Source organism: Flavobacterium sp. KBS0721, from assembly GCF_002007065.3.
Lineage (GTDB): Bacteria > Bacteroidota > Bacteroidia > Flavobacteriales > Flavobacteriaceae > Flavobacterium > Flavobacterium piscis.
Map to the genome: position 1 here is coordinate 2,167,718 of NZ_CP042170.1, position 18,114 is coordinate 2,185,831.

Sequence of the window (18,114 nt, forward strand, 5' to 3'; positions counted from 1 at the left end):
TAAAGGGAATTAATCTAAAAGAATTTGATTGTTTTTACGTTCAATTTCGATCATAAACGTCTCCTGAATTACTTCTAATATCTGATCTAATGACTGGTCTTTAAATACTGTTGTTATTGGTTTTTTCTGTAATTCGGTTTTCTTTATAATGATATTTGCATCGTATATTTCGTTGAGCGCATCCACCAATTCCTGCAGTGGTGTGTCGTCGCAAACAAGTTCTTTATTACGGTAATAATTGTAGAGTTTGCCTTTGCTGACACTTTTTAGTAATTGTGATTGCAAATTGGCAATGATTACTTTCTCGCCATGTCTTAATTCTACCTGATCTTTGTTTTTGCTCACTTTTACAATTCCAGTTTCGACATCTACAGTTGTTTTTCCGTTTTTGTTTTTGACATTAAAAGAAGTTCCTACCACTTGTACCGTAACATCATTAATAGTAATAATAAAAGGTTTTGTTTTATCTGGCGCAACATTAAAAAAAGCTTCACCTTTTAAGACAACTTGACGTGTCCTGCCCCTAAATTTACTGCTATAAGACAATGATGAGTTTTTGTTTAAAGTAACCGTTGTGCCATCTGGTAAAGTATCATTTAAAGTAGTATTTGTAGCCTGTATCTCAAGTGTTGTATTTGCTGATTTATTTTCGAAATAAGAATACCCCAACCATCCTAAAGTGCTGATAAGCAAGATAGAGGCGGCAATGCGTAGCCACTGGAAAGAAGATTTTTTCAGCGTATGCTCGGGAACATCTTTTTCATGCATGCGATTATGCAGCCGTTTCCAGGCAGCATCTTCATCGATGTGGGTGTTTTTGGCAGCAATTACAAGGCTGTCTTCCCATATTTTCTTAAAACCGTTGTAATAGTTTTGGTTTTTTCTATCGGCTTTAAGCCAAATTTCTACTGTTGCATTTTCTTCTGCATCAGTTTCGCCAACTAGATATTTCACTAGTAAATCATCGCTCATATTCATATTGTTTTGGCTCATCATCTTCGGATTAAATGTAAAAAGGACAGGAGAAAAGGAAGATATTCAACCAGTTTAGATCGTAATACTTTCAGGGCTTTTCCCATTTGATTTTCGACTGTTTTGACCGAAATATTCAATTGATCGGCAATTTGCTGATATTTAAGCTGCTCAAAACGACTCATTTGAAAAATAGTCCGGCATTGCTGCGGCAATTCGTTTATTGCTTTGTGAATATCATTTTCGAGTTCAGATGCGATCATTTGGTTGGATGCATCTTGATTGGAGGATTCCATATTACCTGAATACTGAAGTTGAAAGGAGTTTTTTATTTTTAGGTGTTTAAGATGATTCAGACTTTCATTGTGAACCGCTCTGTAGAGATACGCCTTTAATGAATCATCAATTTGTAATTGATCTCTTTTTTCCCAAATCTTAAAAAATACATTTTGTACAATCTCTTCTGCAATGCTATCATCTTTCATAAAAGTGTAGGCAAAGGCATGAAGGTTTCTAAAATACATTTTAAAAACCTTTTCAAAAGCAGCTTCATTTCCGTTCTTTATAAATCTGACAGGATCGCTATTGCTATATTCCACTAATACGTTTTGATATTCAATCAAAGATAGATACTTTTTATATTTAATAACTCACTGGGTTAATTACTTCGTTTGTTCTCTTTACTCGACGCATAAAAAATTAAACACATAGAAACATAGATTTTTTTGTGCTGAAAAGGAAACAAAAAGAAATACATTTCTTTCACATAGAGAGTTATGTGTATTTTAAATAAGTGAAACGCCTTTTTACGTAAAGAAAAGCTATGTTTCTATGTGTTGAAAATATTTGCATTTGGAGGATTATTTAATGTTATTTTTTTGATTAATTGTAGGATGGATTAGGCTGATAATGCACCCTGTTGTGACTGGCCAATAACGCAATAAAAGCATCAATTGTAGTGTTCATATCAATGTCAGTATTTAAACTGAATTCGTAACTATGAACAATACAGCTATGATCTGAGAGATAAGTAAAAGATACTCCTTTATCTGTTTCTGTCGCGACCATTTTGTTGTTTATGGTTTTTATACAATTATCTTTTCGGCTAAAGTATTCGAAAAGCTGTTGCTGAAATTGTTGGTGTTTTTTTTGACTTCTTCGCATGATACTGGTAATTGAGGTTGAGTAGTTTCTTTTTGTAGTTTCTTTTTGGCAATAGCATCTGGACTGGCAAAAATGTAATACATCTTTTTTCGAAAACCAGTTGCCTTTCTCACATCTCTAATAATGTCCTGAAACTCATGAATGTTGAGGTATAACGGATTGAGTTTGCTTTTAAGTGGACTCGTAATGCCATAGCGGGGTTTTTCTTCTTCGTACTGAAAGGAATTGAATAAGTGGTCCCAAATCATAAAAGTGGCTCCAAAGTTTTTATCGAGATATTTTTCCTGGCTTCCGTGATGTACACGATGATTAGATGGCGTTCCAAAATGTTTTTCGATAAAAGGATGCAGCTTTCCAATGGCTTCTGTATGTACCCAAAACTGGTATAATACACTTAACTGATTGGCAATAAAAAACACTACAGGATGAAAACCGGCAAAAATCAAAGGGATAAAAAATACAATTTTAGCATACTGAAACCAGCTTTGCCTAAAACTTACCGTAAGATTATACTGTTCAGCCGAATGATGCACAACATGGGTTGCCCAGAAAAAACGGCAATAGTGAGAAATTCTGTGCGTCCAGTAAGAACTAAAATCATAGAGTATAAAACACGGGATCAGGCTCCACCAATTAAATTCTATACGATAAGGCACTAGATTATAAATGCCAACAACAGCATAAAGCAAACCGGTTTTCATTAATAAATTGACCGTTAGATTACCCAAACCAATTAGTACAGATCCTAAAGTCTCTTTTTTGTCGTATTCTTTTTTTTCTAAGAAATAAAAAACAACAAATTCGAGCACGGTAAAAAATAATACAACCGGCAGCGCATATACAATTAAGTTTGGGGCACTTTTTTCTATTTCGAGAATTTTCCCCATTGCAATAGGTTCTGCACCAAAGAAAGTAAGTTTAGCAAACAGGTGATTGATGATTTTGATCATGATGATTGTTTTTTGATTGTTTTTTGATTGAATTATGCGATTTGAATATTGATTGTAAATAAGGAATGATGCAGCTCGACTTTCTGGCATACACCATTCAGGAAATGATAATCATTATAATTTCCGTCAGGTAATACGATGCGATAGGAGTGAGTGTTTGTTTTTTTGATGACCAGAAATTGCTGAAAACTATCAGAGTAAACCTGATTTTCGCTTACAGGTTCTTTACTGTAGAGTAGCATCAGGTTGTAATCGATATAGTTTTGTTTAATTTGCCCCTTTTTATTTTCAGCTAAAGTTTTGTAACCCGAATCTATAAGTTGGGTTGTTTTATTGGCTTTTTCTTTTCCGTTTACGTGGCGCTTTACGTAAGAAGATATTAGTTTCCCATTTTTAAAATGCGAACCTTCTTCGGTTTTGATATCAATACCAAAAATCAACCGGGTTTTTACTTCCGATGAAATTTTCAAAAAAACATCATTATTATTAGTCTTTTGAGAAAACTGCATTTGTCCAATCACAGTGCCATTACGAAGCACATTATAGTTCACTGTTTTTTCCTGTGCCTGAGAATTTATTGTAAAAAGAAAAAAGAGAACAGCCAATTTTGCTTGTTCAGAAATTATTAGAAAACTAAATTTTCCGGCTTCAATAGCGGTGATTTTTTGTAAAAACCAAAATAACAATTCGACAGTGATAATGAGTATCATAAGGCAATTTGAGATTAAGAGCTCATAATTGTGCTCTTGTTATTGTAGTAATACAATTGAATCTCATTTTACCCCTACGTCGTTTTTTATTTTTTTTTGAATGATTTTTAAAATTCTTAAATAGGAAAATTTTTTCAGAAAAACGCAGGTGTTTTTGGAATAAAATAATTTTTAATTTTATAAAGTTCTTCTTGATAGTTTTGCAGCTGTCTTTGAGTAAGTTGCAGCGTAAATATGAAACAGTTTATTATCTTTTAGAAGGCAAAATTCTAAGGATCAAAATCAAAAATAAAATACCCTATTATTGCATAAGATAATTTTTATAAAGTAAATAACTTAGTTTTTTTATTCAGCCACTATTTAAAAAGCACTACTATTTTGAAAAAAACATGTATAATTTCCTTAATTATTTTAATGAATATTGTGTTTACCCATCAGGCATTGGGACAAAAACAGATACAATATAAAACCTTTAATCAAAATGATTTTGAAAAAAATGTCGTGTTTAATAACGTATACAATATCTGGGAGAATAATAGAAGTAATTGGTTTTCAGTATCAAAAGATAGTGCTACAACTGCTTATTTTGTAGACAGCAGGAAGTACAAAGGAATTATTAATTACGGGATAACATTCAAGAGTAAAAAATTTAGGACTTTTAGTTTTGTCGAACATTTATCGATGTGTTTTTTAAAAATAGAAATAAATAAGTGTAATTATAACCCAAAAGATAGTATTGCAGAAATAGAGGGCTTTGTGAGCGCAAATAATGATTGGGGGAATAATACCTTCATAAAAACAAAAAAAATAAGAAGCTATGTCGATCTATTTCTGGGGGAAAAAACAGATACGATAAGAGTTTGTTATTTGGGTAAAACAATCAACAAAGATAGCGTAGAGGTAAAGCTGGGTAATAAAGAGGCAAATGAGTTTACTGTTCTGGATACGTTTCCTGCTTTTTATTTTAAAAATCATCAGTACTACAAAACAAATTTGGGAGACAAACAATCTTTTAAAATAAGAGGAAAGGTGACTAAAAATTCGCTTCTTGCTTTTGGTTCATTTGCAACATATTCGGCTATTTTTGATGTAGGTGCAATGATTTTTGATCCTGAGAAAAATAAACGAAAAAAAATAATACAAAAAGAGAATTTTGATTGCATTCCCTTAATTAGCAATAATAAACTGATTGCAGATATTGAAAAAGAAAAAACACAAAAAGAAGAAATCAATTATTATAACTATACAAAAAGTGCCGAAAATTATATCCTGAACAGACAGTATGGTAAAGCAAAAGAACAATATAATTTGCTTGCCCAAAATTATCCAACACTATTTGCAAGAGATATTCATAACGCCGTTCGTTGTGCGGTTTTATCAAGGGATTTTAAGAATGCCTTTACGTGGGGCGAACAACTGGCCTTGAAAGGAATCGAACTGCCTTATTTTAATTCTAAAATTTTTACCAGTCTTCGAAAAAATCCGGAATGGAAAAGTTTTAGTATCAAATACGACTCGGTTTGTAAAAATGCGCAACGTAAATTCAATCTAAATCTAAAAAAAGAAATAACAAATTTACTCAACGAAGACCAGGCTGATTATGGATTGGAAAATCGAAAGAACCGAAAAACATTATATGAAACCACCGAAAGACTTACCGCTAAACTGATCGATTTATTAAAAAAAGAAGGTTATCCATCCGAAGAAAAAATAGGCAGTTTTACGGTCAAGGATACTGTTTTGGTTTCTTTTCCAGATTTTAATGTTTTAATTATTCACGCTTTGCAACAAAAGCCAGACAACCTTTCTGCTTTAAATGAACTTCTTGCTAAAAGCAGTAATGCTCTGGAATATGATGGTAAAAGGCAAATTAATAATACAATGGGCGAGGGTTCTTGCTTTCGTATTTATAAAGGTAATTTGTATAGTTCGAAAGGGTGTGGAAGAAATGAACTGGAGATTAGAAGAATAAGTTTTAAATTCAGTAATCCTAACGGATTTATTATGGAATACGGCAATTTTGTAGTCGAAGCACACGACTCAAAATTTCCGGATGAGGTAGATAATGACTATAAACAGAGATACAATTTAATTATGAAACTTACCGATGACTGGGAGTTTTATGAAAAATAAAAACAGGATATAAAAGGCACCAAATAAAAAGAATCGCAAACAAGACTGATTTTAAAAAATACTGGAACATTGCAAAAGAGATAAAATCGGTACTTCCGGATTGGTAAAAACAGGGTTAGATTTTATGATTGTCTTGCTATCTTAAAATAGGCCATTTCATCTTGATCCCGGATCAAATTATTCAATCGTTCGAATCCTGATTTTTGCAGCACATTTTGCGATCCGGTATTGTCAATATCAGTTATAGCGACAACTTCTTTCGTATTTGTATTGGCAAAACTATATTGAGTGAGAGCCTTGCATACTTCTGTGGCAATACCTTTTCCCCAATATGCCTTGCTAAGTACATACCCAATTTCTATTTGGTTCGTATTGTGTACAAAAATACGGGCAACACACATTCCTATAAAATTATTATTTGTGGTATCGAATATTGCCCAACGACTAAGATTTTTCTTTTCGTAATTTTCAAGTAATTCATTAAACATTTCCGAATATCTTTCTGGTGAAGTGACAGGAAGGTATTGAGTAACCTGATTGTCTTTAAAAAGATCTAAAAATGTTTGTTGTTCCTGAGGTAAAAATTCTCGAATGGTTATTCTAGGGCTTTGATAAAGAGTAGACATGGCTGGCAGTTATTAGGTAAATAATTCAGAACTTTTTGCTAAAATAGTAGCAGAATTCTGTTTCGTAATTACAGCCAAATTTACAGAAAATAAATAAGTAGAATAATTTTCTGCTCTCTAAAATATTCCATGATTTTTTATAAAAAGAAAATATTTGGTTGCTTCTATTTCATGAAAGATGAAAAAGCAAATCGATTTAAAAACAAAAAAGCTCCAGATTTCTCTGAAGCTTTTTTTAGTAGCCCGTAGCGGAATCGAACCGCTCTTACATGGATGAAAACCATGCGTCCTAACCGATAGACGAACGGGCCTACTTTGCTATTGCGGGTGCAAAAATACAATCAATTTTAAAATACACAATGATTTTTTCAAAAAACTTTTTTCGATTATTCTGGAACTAGTACAGTTCCAACTCATCAATCTCAAACAGAATTGAGTTAACTTAAATGTATTTGTTTGATTAATAATTGGTTGTTTAGCAGAAATAAAAGGAAGAAAGAAGATTTGGTTCTTCTTTTAATAAAAGAAAAATTTTGAATAAAATTGAAAATGCTATTGTGAATTGTATTGCATGAAAGAATATTCTTCCTTTTTAAGGGTGAGTTTTTTAAAAGCAGCACAAAAAAACATTGTTATCCTAAAAAGTTTCTATTAAAATAAAGTATAAATAAAGCTTAGGGAAATGATAATTGGGTTTAAATAGTATAAACTAAAAACACCATCTTTTTCAAGTGGTGTTTTTGTTTTAATAGCAGAGCTGTACAATCCTTAAACCCTTTTTTTGTGAATTTTAAATGATTAATTCAAAATTTTAGATTCCAGAAAATGATGAGTTAATACACTTATAATACAACTGTAGAACGTTATAGAATTGTTGATTTTTAGAAAAAGAAATAACCAACAGATACCTGAAATACGCTGTTTTTATTTTTAGCAGAAGAATTATCCACATTATTAATATCAGTTAATCCCAGATTATATCTTACACCAAAATTAAGTCCGTTGTCAAGTTTATAACCTAAGCCAAAATTAACACCAAAGTCAAAAGTGTTAAACGAATCTTTTACATTCGTCTTTTCATTTTTTGCAGCAAGTAAAAAACCTATTTGTGGTCCGGCTTCAACGCTCAATCCTTTTGTTAGATAATATTTTCCCATCAAAGGAATGTTCAGGTAACTTAATTCAATTGTATTATCATTGAAACTATATCCCTGACCAGAATACATTAATTCAGGTTGAAAAGAAAATTTTTCAGAAACTGGAATTTCTGATACAACACCAAAATTAAATGAGGTTACAACATCAATACCTTTGGTATTATCTCCGGTAACAGTTGCAAAGTTTAAACCTCCTTTAGCGCCAAATTTAATTTCCTGGGCATTAACATTTGCGAATCCTAAAACTGTAACAACAGCTAGTAATAAAAATTTTTTCATAAAATTTGTTTTGAATTATTTGAATCCAAAATTCGCATAAGAAAAGCTGTAAGAGGTTTCAAAACCTTAAAACTGTATAAATTGGTACCTATTTACGGGTATTTTTATATTCATTTGGTGTTTGAGCCGTAACTTTTTTAAAAGCTTTATAAAAAGTCGTTTTTGAAGTAAATCCCGATTCTAATCCCATTGTCAACAAATTGTAGTTTTCGTATTCAGAATTTAAGATCATTTCCTTTACAGCTTCAACCCGATATTGATTGATGTAGTTGGCAAAGTTATCTCCTGTTATTGTGTTTATAATTTGTGAAAGATATCCAGCGCTTATCCCTAGTTTTTCAGCAACTTTTTCTCTGTTTAATGTACTATCGGTATAAATGTGCTGCTCTTTGCACAGTATTTCCAGTTTTTGAAAATAAAGATTATCTGCAGTGATAGATTCCTTATATTCTTCGGGCCTGCTATTTTCTACAATTTGCAGATTGGTATAAGAATTAGCTAAATCTTCATTTAAAAAATTGGAGATAGCATCTTTGTTTTTGGCCAGTTTATATTTGTAAATACCTATATAAGCTGTCCAGTGAATGATGAATGTTGCAAATAAAGCCAAAACATTCATACTAGAAGAAATGTCGTAGTCAAGAATTAAGCCGACTAGAGCAGTAATAAGCCAAACAATTAGCAGTATAGAAACAATTGTCAATAAGGTGATGATCCATTTTTTTTCTTGTGGATCTTTTAAATGTCTTATCAAAAAATAAGAGTAAAGCGGAAGAAATGGGATGAATGTAACGGCTAATGCAAGTTGGATCAGACCAAGTATTTGGATGATAGCCATGCCTGACTCAGGAATAGTATAAATTCGTGCAACATGATCAAGATCGTTTATGATGTTAAGCACAGCAGAATAAACAAATGGAATAAAAAGCAAATAATTTTTTTGTTTATTTTTTCCAGTATTATCAGTCCTGTTTTTAATAAATAGAAATATAAAAGCAGGTATTAGAAATACCCACTCGATGTCGTCTATAAAACGCAGAAGAGGATAGGAGGTAAATACCTGTTGAATATCAAAAACATGAGTCAGTAATTTAATTGAAAGCGTAAATATTAAGAATGCAAGATATTTATTTGAATTACTATTGAATAAGGAAGACTTTAAAATAATCAAACCTAAGACTATTCCCTGGAAAATCGCAATATTTAAAAGTGTTGTATAAATCAATTCTTTAGTATAAAGTTGTTTTTAAATTTTCTTTTAGGATATAGTGGTAATGAATATTTTTAAGACCTATTTATTTCATATGAATTGACGACGAATTTATAGTAATACTAATAACTTTTTTGATGGGTTAAGAAATGATTAACTAAAATATGTTATTCGGTTGTATAAAAAAGAACAGAACAAATTTTTTAAGAGTAGGATTTGTAAAGGCTGATCTAAAATATTTTTGCATTTCTACCTTTTGCAATACTAATCTAAAAGTGGAACTGAAGATATATTCAAGAATTATTAAGTCATCAAAGTAGCAAGATCGCCGTAATTTACCCGCGTTTTAGTACGAAAAGTATTCAATAAATAAAAAGTCCATTGGATGATTTATGAAATAATTATTCTATTTTTGAGAATAAATAAATACTTATATTTGTTAGAGATAGGTGCTAATTTAGGGTAGTTAAGGCTTGCTTTGCCAGGGATATACAAGTTGGCGGTAGTTTTTCAAAATTGGATAAAAATTGGGATAAAATCACCTATATTAAAGAGTTTCTTAATAAAAATGAAAATCGAGTAAATGAATATTTTAAGAAAAAAAGATGAAATTTTAGCTGCTCTTGGAAATATTAGAGCAATGGAAAGATTACACGTTGATACTCATACTGAAGAGAAGATTAAAAATATTTCAGGTATTAAAATTGCAGAATCAAAACAAGGTCAATTTTGGTTAAACTTTCAGGAATTAAATGGATTTTTATTTATGAATTCTACTATTCTGAGTCATATAAATTTAAAAACATCTCGTGGAGCTAAAATAATTTTACTGACCAAAGAGTATGAAATTGAAATTGACTCAGATGAAATTGAAATTGAATCTGACTTTTCAAATGTTTCCAATACTTGGATAACTAAAGTAAGTTTTGTTATTGACATCAAAGAAAAAGAAATAATTGAAAACAGGAATTTTGAGGAAATTGAATATCAATTTAAAAAAGAAAAACTGAGATTCTTTGCTAAAAATAAAACCCCGATCGCTCCGATATGTAGACAACGATAGCGCAGATTTGTAATCTGTGCCCGCAAAGAGAATAAGAATGGTATAAACAAAAAAAGCTCCAGATTTGTCTGGAGCTTTTTGTCTTAGTAGCTGGCTATATTTCTCGGAATAATTCTGATATCTCTACATTTAGAGCTTTACTGATTCGAATAAGCTTGTCGATTCCCATAATTTGTTTGCCTAACATATATCGTCTTAACGCTTCAATATCTAAATCTGAATCGTGAGCAATGTGTCTTACTTTAAGTTTTTTTTCTTTTATAATTTCCTTTATATTATTTCCAACAATCTTAACAGATTCAGGGACTTCAGTTTTTCTCATTTCCTACTTATTATGAAGTTTGAAAATTATAAGAAAGTAGTCAAAAAAACAGGAATATATATATCCAGTTAAATATGACTGTTTTTTTATTTATATTTGTAAAAAGATATAAGGATCTTTTGGTAAATAAAAAAAAGGAGAGGTAAATTATGGAAACTATTGAGATTAAAAAATTGGAGAATCTTAGAAAAATAATTCAGAAGTATTTCAATAACCCAAAGTCAGAGAATAAATCAGAATTCTATACTGCCCAAATCAAGATTAATTATTATGAGCTTGGTTGTGTGATTACAAATATGTTAAAAATGTGTATTTTAACAATAGATAATGAAGGACATATAATATCAAGTACAAACAACAATGCTGTAAATGTTTCACTTATTTTGGAAATGATACTTGTGATGTTTCCTTTAAATGAATTTGAATTGTTAGGTGAAATTAGCGAGATAGTTATTGGAGATTCGCAAATTATTGGGGAATGAAGAAAATAGATTATGATGAAGTAGGGAGATAAATTCTTCAGCTGGCGCGAGCGTCCAGCTCGTGAACGCAAAGTAATGTAGACAAAAAAAGCTCCAGATTTCTCTGAAGCTTTTTGTCTTAGTAGTTCTGCAAAAATAAAGGATTAAAAAATATAATTTTTAATAATGAATTTATTTAATCTAAATTTTCTAGTTCTAATGAATCTTGAGGGAAGTTTGCCTTCTTTAATTCGTGATCAAAAAACCATGAACATTCAACTGTTCCAGTATATTGGCTAGGCCCACTAAATGGGACAGTACCAATATGCTTTGTTACTGTCATTGTAGGTCCACCACTTTTTAATTCTACACTATCACCAATTGCAAATTTTTTTTCCATTGTTATTTATAATTATTTTGAGTTAATAATTACAAAGTTCTTTTTTAAATTTGGTTCCCCATTATTTTTAAAAATTACTTATTAACATTTCTCGTTCCAGATTTGTATTTGCTATAATTTATAGAGATAATAAAAAATGTATTTAAATCTTACATTTTGTAAAAGCAATATTAATTGATTATTCAGTGAGAAATTCGTCTTTATTACTTAAAACTCCTAATTTAATTTTTTTGATTTTTTCCAAATCTTTTTTATATATTTACACACCTTACTAAAAGTCAGTTATGACTTACATTATTTGACATGAGTCAATTTGTGTATTTTTGAGTTACTTAAAAAAAGAATTATGAGACGACCTGAACCTGAGGTTTTAAATCTATCAGTAGTAATTATAGGAAATTTCAATCCTGCAATATTTCAACCTGAGTGGTTAAAAAATAAAGGTTTAATAAGAGAAAATGAGGCTTCTCCGGATAATTTAAAAGTTATCCATCCCGAACTGACAGTTATAGAAACTGAAGATTTTTCTTTGGAAGTTCGTCCATCAAGATTTCAATTCAAAACATCCCAAGAGCCTTTTCGTGAGCCTCTAAAAGATTTAATTGTAAATATTTTTAAACTGCTAGGGGAAACACCTGTTTCTTCATTTGGAATAAATTTTACACGCCATTTTAAATTTATAGATAATAAAGACTATGTAAATTTCGGTTATTTTCTTTCACCTATTCAAAAAATATTTGACTTTATGGAGCAGCCAAAATTATTAGAATTTACCGTGACAGATAGGGAAAAAACAAAAGCTGAATTTGATCCAGCTATAAATATTAGAATTTTTCCCTCAGACATTCTAACAAACAATTCTGTTGCAATAAATGTAAATTCTCATTTCTCACAATCAATGAATGGTAAGCATTTTTCGAAATTTTTCGAAGAAGTTTGGGATAAAACTTTAATTACGTCAGATTCTTATTTAAATAATATATGGGACAAGTACACGATTTAAGCATTAGCAGAGATCATTGGGTATTGGATAATGCATATTCTTCTCTAGATATACAGGATCAATTTTCATCTGATAGGGATGTTGATTTAGTTAATCAGCAAGTTCGTTTTGAAGATAATTTTTCAGGGACAAATATACCTAAATTCACCAAGTCTAAATCTGAATTTGATTACTTGCGAAGGGGAGATATTCAAATAGAAGCGTTAATACCTGTTTATAAAAAATTTAAAATTTATACAAAAAATACTAAAACATGGAAAGGTGTTATAACAAAGATAACTAATTTATCTTTTGCATGTCGATTGTATGATTTGGATGACAGAAGTGAGGTATATGAAACTGCTGAATTTATTATTGATTCAATTATTTCAGATGAAGATAAACCTTTGTTAGAAGTTGGGGCGATTTTTTATTGGTCTGTTGGTTCAATAATTAGAAATGGTACAAAAAAAAATCAATCAGAAATAAGATTGCGAAGAATAGCTGCGATGGATGTTGAGGAATTTAATGATTTCTATGATAAATCTCAATCTAATTATTCAGATTTAAAATGGGATTAATTTATGGATTTACCACATAATGATGAAGTAGAGATAACTATAATTGGTACAGGTGGAGGCTACGGAGAATCAATTATTATTAAACTTGCTAAGAGCTCTTGGATTGTTGTTGATTGTTGTATTAATCCAAATACTAGAGAGCCATTACCACTAGAATATTTAAAAAGTATTGGCGTAGATTATGCTAATGATGTTGTAAAGGTAATTTGTACACACTGGCATGATGATCATATTAGGGGAATATCAAAGCTTCTAGAAGCTTGTGAAAAAGCTCAGTTTTCCCCAACTCGAATTAACGATACAAAAAAATTCATGGCATTCGTTGATATTGACGAGAAAATTCATGCTGAAGGCGGTGTTAGATCTACAAAAGAATTTAAAGAATGTACTGAAATATTAAAAAAAAGAAAGATTCCAGCAAATAGATTGAATTCTAATATGGTTGTTTACAAGGAGTCTTATCTTGGTGTAGAGTTTGAATTATTTGCATTGTCTCCATCTGATTTTGTAATAGAACAATTTGATCATGAACTTTCAAATATTATAAAAAGAGTGTTTGAAAGAAAACTCTCGGTAATAAACGAAACTCCAAATGATAAATGCGTTGTGTTACTTTTGAAATTTAGAAATCAAAGGGTTTTATTAGGTGCTGACTTAGAAGTAGGGGATAATCCTAATCAAGGCTGGACAGATATATTAGATAATTCATTAGTTACAGATGGAGTAAAAGCTCAATTATTTAAAATTCCACATCACGGTTCTGAAAATGGATATCATGAAAGAATTTTTAAAGAATTAGTTGCGACGGAATCAACTTTAAAATTAACTCCTTGGAATTTGAATGAAAAACTTCCAACTGGTGAGATGATTGATTGTTATCAAGGACATTCTAAAGAAATTTACATCACATCTCCAATTATTTCTTCAAAACGTCCGAAAGCAAAAAAAAGAGAAAGAGAAATCGAACGAATTATAGAGTCTTTTAATAAAACACTTGCTGAAGTTAAATATGACGAAGGAGTAATAAGATCAAGGATTAATTATATTAAATGTGAAGGATGGGATACAAAAATATTTAAAAGTGCATTTAAGATAGTTTAATTTGGTAATATTTAAAAGTGAATGATATAGTTTGTCTTTCTACTTTCTCCAGCTGACGCGAGCGTTCCGCTCGTGAACGAAAAGTAGTATAAACAAAAAAAGCTCCAGATTTCTCTGAAGCTTTTTCTCTTAGTAGCGGGAACAGGACTCGAACCTGTGACCTTCGGGTTATGAGCCCGACGAGCTGCCTACTGCTCTATCCCGCGATGTTTCGGGTGCAAAGATACGTCGTTTTTTGAGAAATCCAACGAAAACTTTAAAAAATGTTTTATTTTCTGTATTGAGTTGATATGATTACCTTTGCAAAATAAATATTACACAAATGTCACATAAAGCAGGTTTTGTAAACATCATCGGGAATCCAAACGTTGGAAAATCAACATTGATGAACGCCTTTGTTGGAGAAAGATTATCCATCATTACATCAAAAGCACAAACAACTCGTCATCGTATTCTTGGAATCGTGAATGGCGAGGATTTTCAACTTATATTATCGGATACTCCCGGAATCATCAAACCCGCTTATGAAATGCAGGAATCGATGATGAACTTTGTAAAATCGGCTTTTGAAGATGCTGATATACTGGTTTATATGGTCGAAATAGGAGAGCAGGACTTAAAAGACGAGGCTTTCTTTAATAAAATCATTCATGCTAAAATTCCGGTTTTATTATTGTTGAATAAAATCGACAACTCAAACCAGGAACAATTAGAAGAGCAAGTAGCATTTTGGACAGGAAAAGTGCCAAATGCTGAAATTTTCCCAATCTCGGCTTTACAGAATTTTAATGTTCCGGAAGTTTTTGGAAGAATCATCGAATTGTTGCCGGAATCACCGGCATATTACCCAAAAGATCAATTAACAGACAAACCGGAACGTTTTTTCGTAAACGAAACCATCCGTGAAAAAATCTTGTTGAATTACAGCAAAGAGATTCCGTATGCAGTTGAAATCGTTACTGAGGAATTTTTTGAAGATGAAAAAATTATCAGAATCCGTTCGATCATTATGGTAGAACGCGAAACTCAAAAAGGAATCATTATTGGACATAAAGGTGCGGCTTTGAAAAAAGTAGGAACCGATGCTCGTGCTGATTTAGAAAAGTTCTTCGGGAAACAAATACATATTGAACTGGTTGTAAAAGTGAATAAAAACTGGAGAAGCAATGCCAATATGCTGAAACGTTTTGGATATAATCAATAATTTTTTCTAAACGCCAGATCATAATTTATGCAAGTTTCAACGAAGTATTCAATACCAATATGTTTGGGACTTATAGTGATTGTGGGTTTGGCTCGTCTTTTTGGTACGGAAGAGAAAGCAATTCCCTCTAAACCTGTAATCAAAAAAACGGAAACTATTGTAGAGAAAGATTCTGTAGCTTTAGATACAACGGCTTGTTCTGATAAAGAGGTGAGATTGTTTTTAAGCGAATTTATAAAGCAATTCCAGACCAATAAAGCTTCGAATATTAATAAGTTCATTGATAAATCTAACGGATTGGCCATATTTGTGAAAGATGGCTATTATCCTATTTTGAGCTTTCCTAATAAAATTGATGACTGGATCGAATGGTTTGATTTTAAAATCTATGAGAATATAGAATTCGGAAAATTTCCTGAATATCTGGGAGATGGCGAATTTAAAAAGACAGGTTTTTATTATGTGAAATACCAAAATAAATTCCGTTTGGATGATTTTGAAGATACTTATAGTAATCGGTCAGATGAAGATAAAAAGCCATTTCGAAAGCTCGAAAAGTTGTGCAATTACAGAGCCGATGTAATGTCGATAGATAAAAGCAGGGTTTTGACATTGTATTTTAGTATTTCTAAAAATAATAAATATTTGGTTGGAATTACTCAGGATGCTGTAGATGATGTTTTGTATACCGCTCCGGAAAAAGAGTTTGTGCCAATAGATACAGAAAAGCAAGTCGAGGCATTTTTATCAAATAACAGAAGGTTTTGTGATGTAGAGAATAAGGCATATGTTGATTTTGATAAAAAAGAGCTTGTGTATTGGGATTTTGGTGATGAGCCTTTTCCTTTTAGTCATTATAAAATAGGTCCTTTAAAAGTTATTTCGGCAAAAATTAAAATTCGCGATATTACATTTTTTAATGTAAAGGAAGACGATGGACTAACTTTAAAATTATCAAATAAAGGTGATTTTAGTTCTTACAGAATGGGAGCAAGGCCGCAATATATTTATGAAAAGTGTAAATAATTTCAGAAATACTTGGTTGAAAATTAACAAATTAAAGTCTTTTTTAGAGGTTGTAAAATAGAATGTTAATACAAAACAATTATTAATTTTTGATGTTGACTGAATTTCTTAATCCCCGAAACCCTAGCCCTGATAGAAGTGGAAATCCTCTTTCTGGCTGCTGCCAGCCAGGAAAAGATTGAAACGGATAGCAGGAAACAGCTCCCGAAAATAACAAGAATAACAATAAAAATCTTAGGTACTTAGAAACTTAGCGACTTAGTCACTTTTTTAACTACCTTTGCAAAAAATTAAAATTAAGCATTTTGGATTACAAGGGATTAGGTTTTTAGGGAACTAAAAATCTGAAGTCTAAAATCTAAAATCTAAAATTCAAAGAAATGAATAACATTGTTGCGATAGTAGGAAGACCTAATGTAGGGAAATCAACCCTTTTTAATAGGCTGATACAAAGAAGAGAAGCTATTGTAGATTCTGTATCTGGGGTTACCCGTGATAGAAACTATGGTAAAAGCGAGTGGAACGGAAAAGAGTTTTCTGTAATTGATACCGGTGGATACGTTCGCGGATCTGATGACGTATTTGAAGGTGAAATTCGTAAACAAGTGGAGCTTGCTATCGACGAAGCTGATGTTATTATTTTTGTAGTTGATGTTGAGGAAGGAATTACACCAATGGATGATGTTGTTGCGCGTTTATTGCGTAAAGTGACAAAACCAGTTTTATTGGCTGTGAATAAGGTAGATAACGCAATGCGTGAGAAAGATGCAATTGAGTTTTATAACCTTGGTTTAGGTGAATATTTTACATTTGCGAGTATTTCAGGAAGTGGAACAGGAGATTTATTAGATGCTTTAATTGACTCTTTTCCAGAAAAACCGGAACCAGTTCAGGAAGAAGTAGTTTTACCTCGTTTTGCTGTTGTAGGACGCCCGAATGCTGGTAAATCAAGCTTTATCAATGCACTTATTGGTAAAGAACGTTTTATGGTAACGGATATTGCAGGAACAACTCGTGATGCAATTGATACAAAATTTGACCGTTTTGGTTTCGAATTTAACTTGGTTGATACTGCGGGAATCCGTCGTAAAGCTAAAGTAAAAGAAGATTTGGAGTTTTATTCTGTAATGCGTTCTGTACGTGCGATTGAGCATGCTGATATTTGTATTTTGGTTATTGATGCAACCCGTGGATTTGAAGGTCAGGATCAAAGTATTTTTTGGCTGGCAGAGAAAAACCGTAAAGGTGTTGTAATCTTAGTGAACAAATGGGATTTGGTTGAAAAAGATACCATGTCGACTCGTGATTACGAAGAGAAAATCAAAAAAGAATTAATGCCTTTTACCGATGTGCCAATTTTGTTCGTTTCGGCTTTAACCAAACAACGTTTATTGAAAGCATTAGAAGCTACGGTTACAGTTTTTGAAAACAGAAAGCAAAGAATCCCAACTTCTAAATTCAACGAATTTATGTTGAAGGTAATCGAAGCTTATCCGCCACCAGCAACAAAAGGTAAATATGTAAAAATTAAATATTGTATGCAGTTGCCAACTTTAACACCTCAGTTTGTGTTTTTTGCCAATATGCCACAATACGTTAAAGAACCGTATAAAAGATATCTTGAAAATAAAATTAGAGAAAATTGGGACTTTTCTGGAGTGCCGATCGATATTTATATTAGAGAAAAATAAAAGTAAAAGTCCTCAGAAATGGGGACTTTTTTTATGTATTTATATTACTCCTATTATTTTTATTAGGTTTAATGGCATACTG

The 18,114-nt window shown here is 31.4% G+C and carries 19 protein-coding genes and 2 tRNA genes; 9 read left to right on the forward strand and 12 right to left on the reverse strand.

Annotated elements, in window-relative coordinates:
- Window positions 1-9 precede the first annotated feature (9 nt).
- From B0M43_RS09570 to B0M43_RS09590, 5 genes are all read right to left on the reverse strand, one after another.
- On the reverse strand, window positions 10-972 hold the full coding sequence (locus tag B0M43_RS09570; RefSeq protein ID WP_168199932.1) for a FecR family protein: 963 nt from the start codon (window positions 970-972) through the stop codon (window positions 10-12).
- 20 nt (window positions 973-992) lie between these two features.
- Window positions 993-1,595 carry an RNA polymerase sigma-70 factor gene (locus B0M43_RS09575; protein WP_246860214.1) on the reverse strand — a complete coding sequence of 201 codons (603 nt, stop codon included), beginning with the start codon at window positions 1,593-1,595 and terminating at the stop codon, window positions 993-995.
- A gap of 259 nt (window positions 1,596-1,854) precedes the next feature.
- A complete protein-coding gene (locus B0M43_RS09580) occupies window positions 1,855-2,040 on the reverse strand; it encodes a hypothetical protein (protein ID WP_078008542.1) in 186 nt (61 codons plus the stop codon).
- 17 nt (window positions 2,041-2,057) lie between these two features.
- Window positions 2,058-3,086 carry a sterol desaturase family protein gene (locus B0M43_RS09585; RefSeq protein ID WP_078008694.1) on the reverse strand — a complete coding sequence of 343 codons (1,029 nt, stop codon included), beginning with the start codon at window positions 3,084-3,086 and terminating at the stop codon, window positions 2,058-2,060.
- Window positions 3,087-3,118: 32 nt separating this feature from the next.
- Window positions 3,119-3,796 (reverse strand): DUF6134 family protein, encoded by a 678-nt coding sequence (locus B0M43_RS09590; protein ID WP_078008541.1) that lies wholly within the window; start codon window positions 3,794-3,796, stop codon window positions 3,119-3,121.
- A 378-nt stretch (window positions 3,797-4,174) separates the two neighbouring features.
- On the opposite strand from B0M43_RS09590, the gene B0M43_RS09595 reads away from it, so the two are divergent.
- Window positions 4,175-5,929 (forward strand): hypothetical protein, encoded by a 1,755-nt coding sequence (locus B0M43_RS09595; RefSeq protein ID WP_246860215.1) that lies wholly within the window; start codon window positions 4,175-4,177, stop codon window positions 5,927-5,929.
- A gap of 122 nt (window positions 5,930-6,051) precedes the next feature.
- Here the strand turns inward: B0M43_RS09595 and B0M43_RS09600 are convergent, their stop codons facing one another.
- The 4 genes from B0M43_RS09600 to B0M43_RS09615 form a co-directional block, all read right to left on the reverse strand.
- On the reverse strand, window positions 6,052-6,555 hold the full coding sequence (locus B0M43_RS09600; RefSeq protein WP_078008540.1) for a GNAT family N-acetyltransferase: 504 nt from the start codon (window positions 6,553-6,555) through the stop codon (window positions 6,052-6,054).
- 239 nt (window positions 6,556-6,794) lie between these two features.
- A tRNA-Glu gene (locus B0M43_RS09605) sits at window positions 6,795-6,866 on the reverse strand.
- 570 nt (window positions 6,867-7,436) lie between these two features.
- On the reverse strand, window positions 7,437-7,991 hold the full coding sequence (locus B0M43_RS09610) for a porin family protein (RefSeq protein ID WP_078008539.1): 555 nt from the start codon (window positions 7,989-7,991) through the stop codon (window positions 7,437-7,439).
- 88 nt (window positions 7,992-8,079) lie between these two features.
- Window positions 8,080-8,922 carry an AraC family transcriptional regulator gene (locus tag B0M43_RS09615; RefSeq protein WP_246860216.1) on the reverse strand — a complete coding sequence of 281 codons (843 nt, stop codon included), beginning with the start codon at window positions 8,920-8,922 and terminating at the stop codon, window positions 8,080-8,082.
- A gap of 862 nt (window positions 8,923-9,784) precedes the next feature.
- On the opposite strand from B0M43_RS09615, the gene B0M43_RS09620 reads away from it, so the two are divergent.
- Complete coding sequence (locus tag B0M43_RS09620; protein ID WP_078008537.1) at window positions 9,785-10,264, forward strand: hypothetical protein; 480 nt, start codon at window positions 9,785-9,787, stop codon at window positions 10,262-10,264.
- A 94-nt stretch (window positions 10,265-10,358) separates the two neighbouring features.
- Here the strand turns inward: B0M43_RS09620 and B0M43_RS09625 are convergent, their stop codons facing one another.
- Window positions 10,359-10,586: a helix-turn-helix domain-containing protein gene (locus tag B0M43_RS09625; protein WP_078008536.1), complete on the reverse strand. Its 228-nt coding sequence runs from the start codon at window positions 10,584-10,586 to the stop codon at window positions 10,359-10,361.
- A 149-nt stretch (window positions 10,587-10,735) separates the two neighbouring features.
- Here B0M43_RS09625 and B0M43_RS09630 point away from each other — a divergent pair, with 149 nt between their 5' ends.
- Window positions 10,736-11,068, forward strand: coding sequence for a hypothetical protein (locus B0M43_RS09630; RefSeq protein WP_078008535.1), 333 nt, complete (start codon window positions 10,736-10,738; stop codon window positions 11,066-11,068).
- 175 nt (window positions 11,069-11,243) lie between these two features.
- Here B0M43_RS09630 and B0M43_RS09635 read toward each other — a convergent pair whose 3' ends face one another.
- Window positions 11,244-11,447 (reverse strand): YodC family protein, encoded by a 204-nt coding sequence (locus tag B0M43_RS09635; protein WP_078008534.1) that lies wholly within the window; start codon window positions 11,445-11,447, stop codon window positions 11,244-11,246.
- 346 nt (window positions 11,448-11,793) lie between these two features.
- On the opposite strand from B0M43_RS09635, the gene B0M43_RS09640 reads away from it, so the two are divergent.
- The 3 genes from B0M43_RS09640 to B0M43_RS09650 are packed head-to-tail and all read left to right on the forward strand — an operon-like array spanning window position 11,794 to window position 14,111.
- Complete coding sequence (locus B0M43_RS09640) at window positions 11,794-12,450, forward strand: hypothetical protein (protein WP_078008533.1); 657 nt, start codon at window positions 11,794-11,796, stop codon at window positions 12,448-12,450.
- Complete coding sequence (locus B0M43_RS09645) at window positions 12,429-13,010, forward strand: hypothetical protein (protein ID WP_078008532.1); 582 nt, start codon at window positions 12,429-12,431, stop codon at window positions 13,008-13,010. Before B0M43_RS09640 ends, B0M43_RS09645 begins: the two co-directional genes overlap by 22 nt.
- A 3-nt stretch (window positions 13,011-13,013) precedes the next feature.
- Complete coding sequence (locus tag B0M43_RS09650) at window positions 13,014-14,111, forward strand: MBL fold metallo-hydrolase (RefSeq protein WP_078008531.1); 1,098 nt, start codon at window positions 13,014-13,016, stop codon at window positions 14,109-14,111.
- A gap of 133 nt (window positions 14,112-14,244) precedes the next feature.
- On the opposite strand, the gene B0M43_RS09655 is transcribed toward B0M43_RS09650, so the two are convergent.
- A tRNA-Met gene (locus B0M43_RS09655) sits at window positions 14,245-14,317 on the reverse strand.
- Window positions 14,318-14,433: 116 nt separating this feature from the next.
- On the opposite strand from B0M43_RS09655, the gene era reads away from it, so the two are divergent.
- From era to der, 3 genes are all read left to right on the forward strand, one after another.
- On the forward strand, window positions 14,434-15,315 hold the full coding sequence (gene era, locus B0M43_RS09660; RefSeq protein WP_078008530.1) for a GTPase Era: 882 nt from the start codon (window positions 14,434-14,436) through the stop codon (window positions 15,313-15,315).
- 27 nt (window positions 15,316-15,342) lie between these two features.
- Window positions 15,343-16,341 carry a hypothetical protein gene (locus B0M43_RS09665; RefSeq protein ID WP_078008529.1) on the forward strand — a complete coding sequence of 333 codons (999 nt, stop codon included), beginning with the start codon at window positions 15,343-15,345 and terminating at the stop codon, window positions 16,339-16,341.
- Window positions 16,342-16,721: 380 nt separating this feature from the next.
- Window positions 16,722-18,032, forward strand: coding sequence for a ribosome biogenesis GTPase Der (gene der / locus B0M43_RS09670; RefSeq protein ID WP_065448301.1), 1,311 nt, complete (start codon window positions 16,722-16,724; stop codon window positions 18,030-18,032).
- Window positions 18,033-18,114 lie beyond the last annotated feature (82 nt).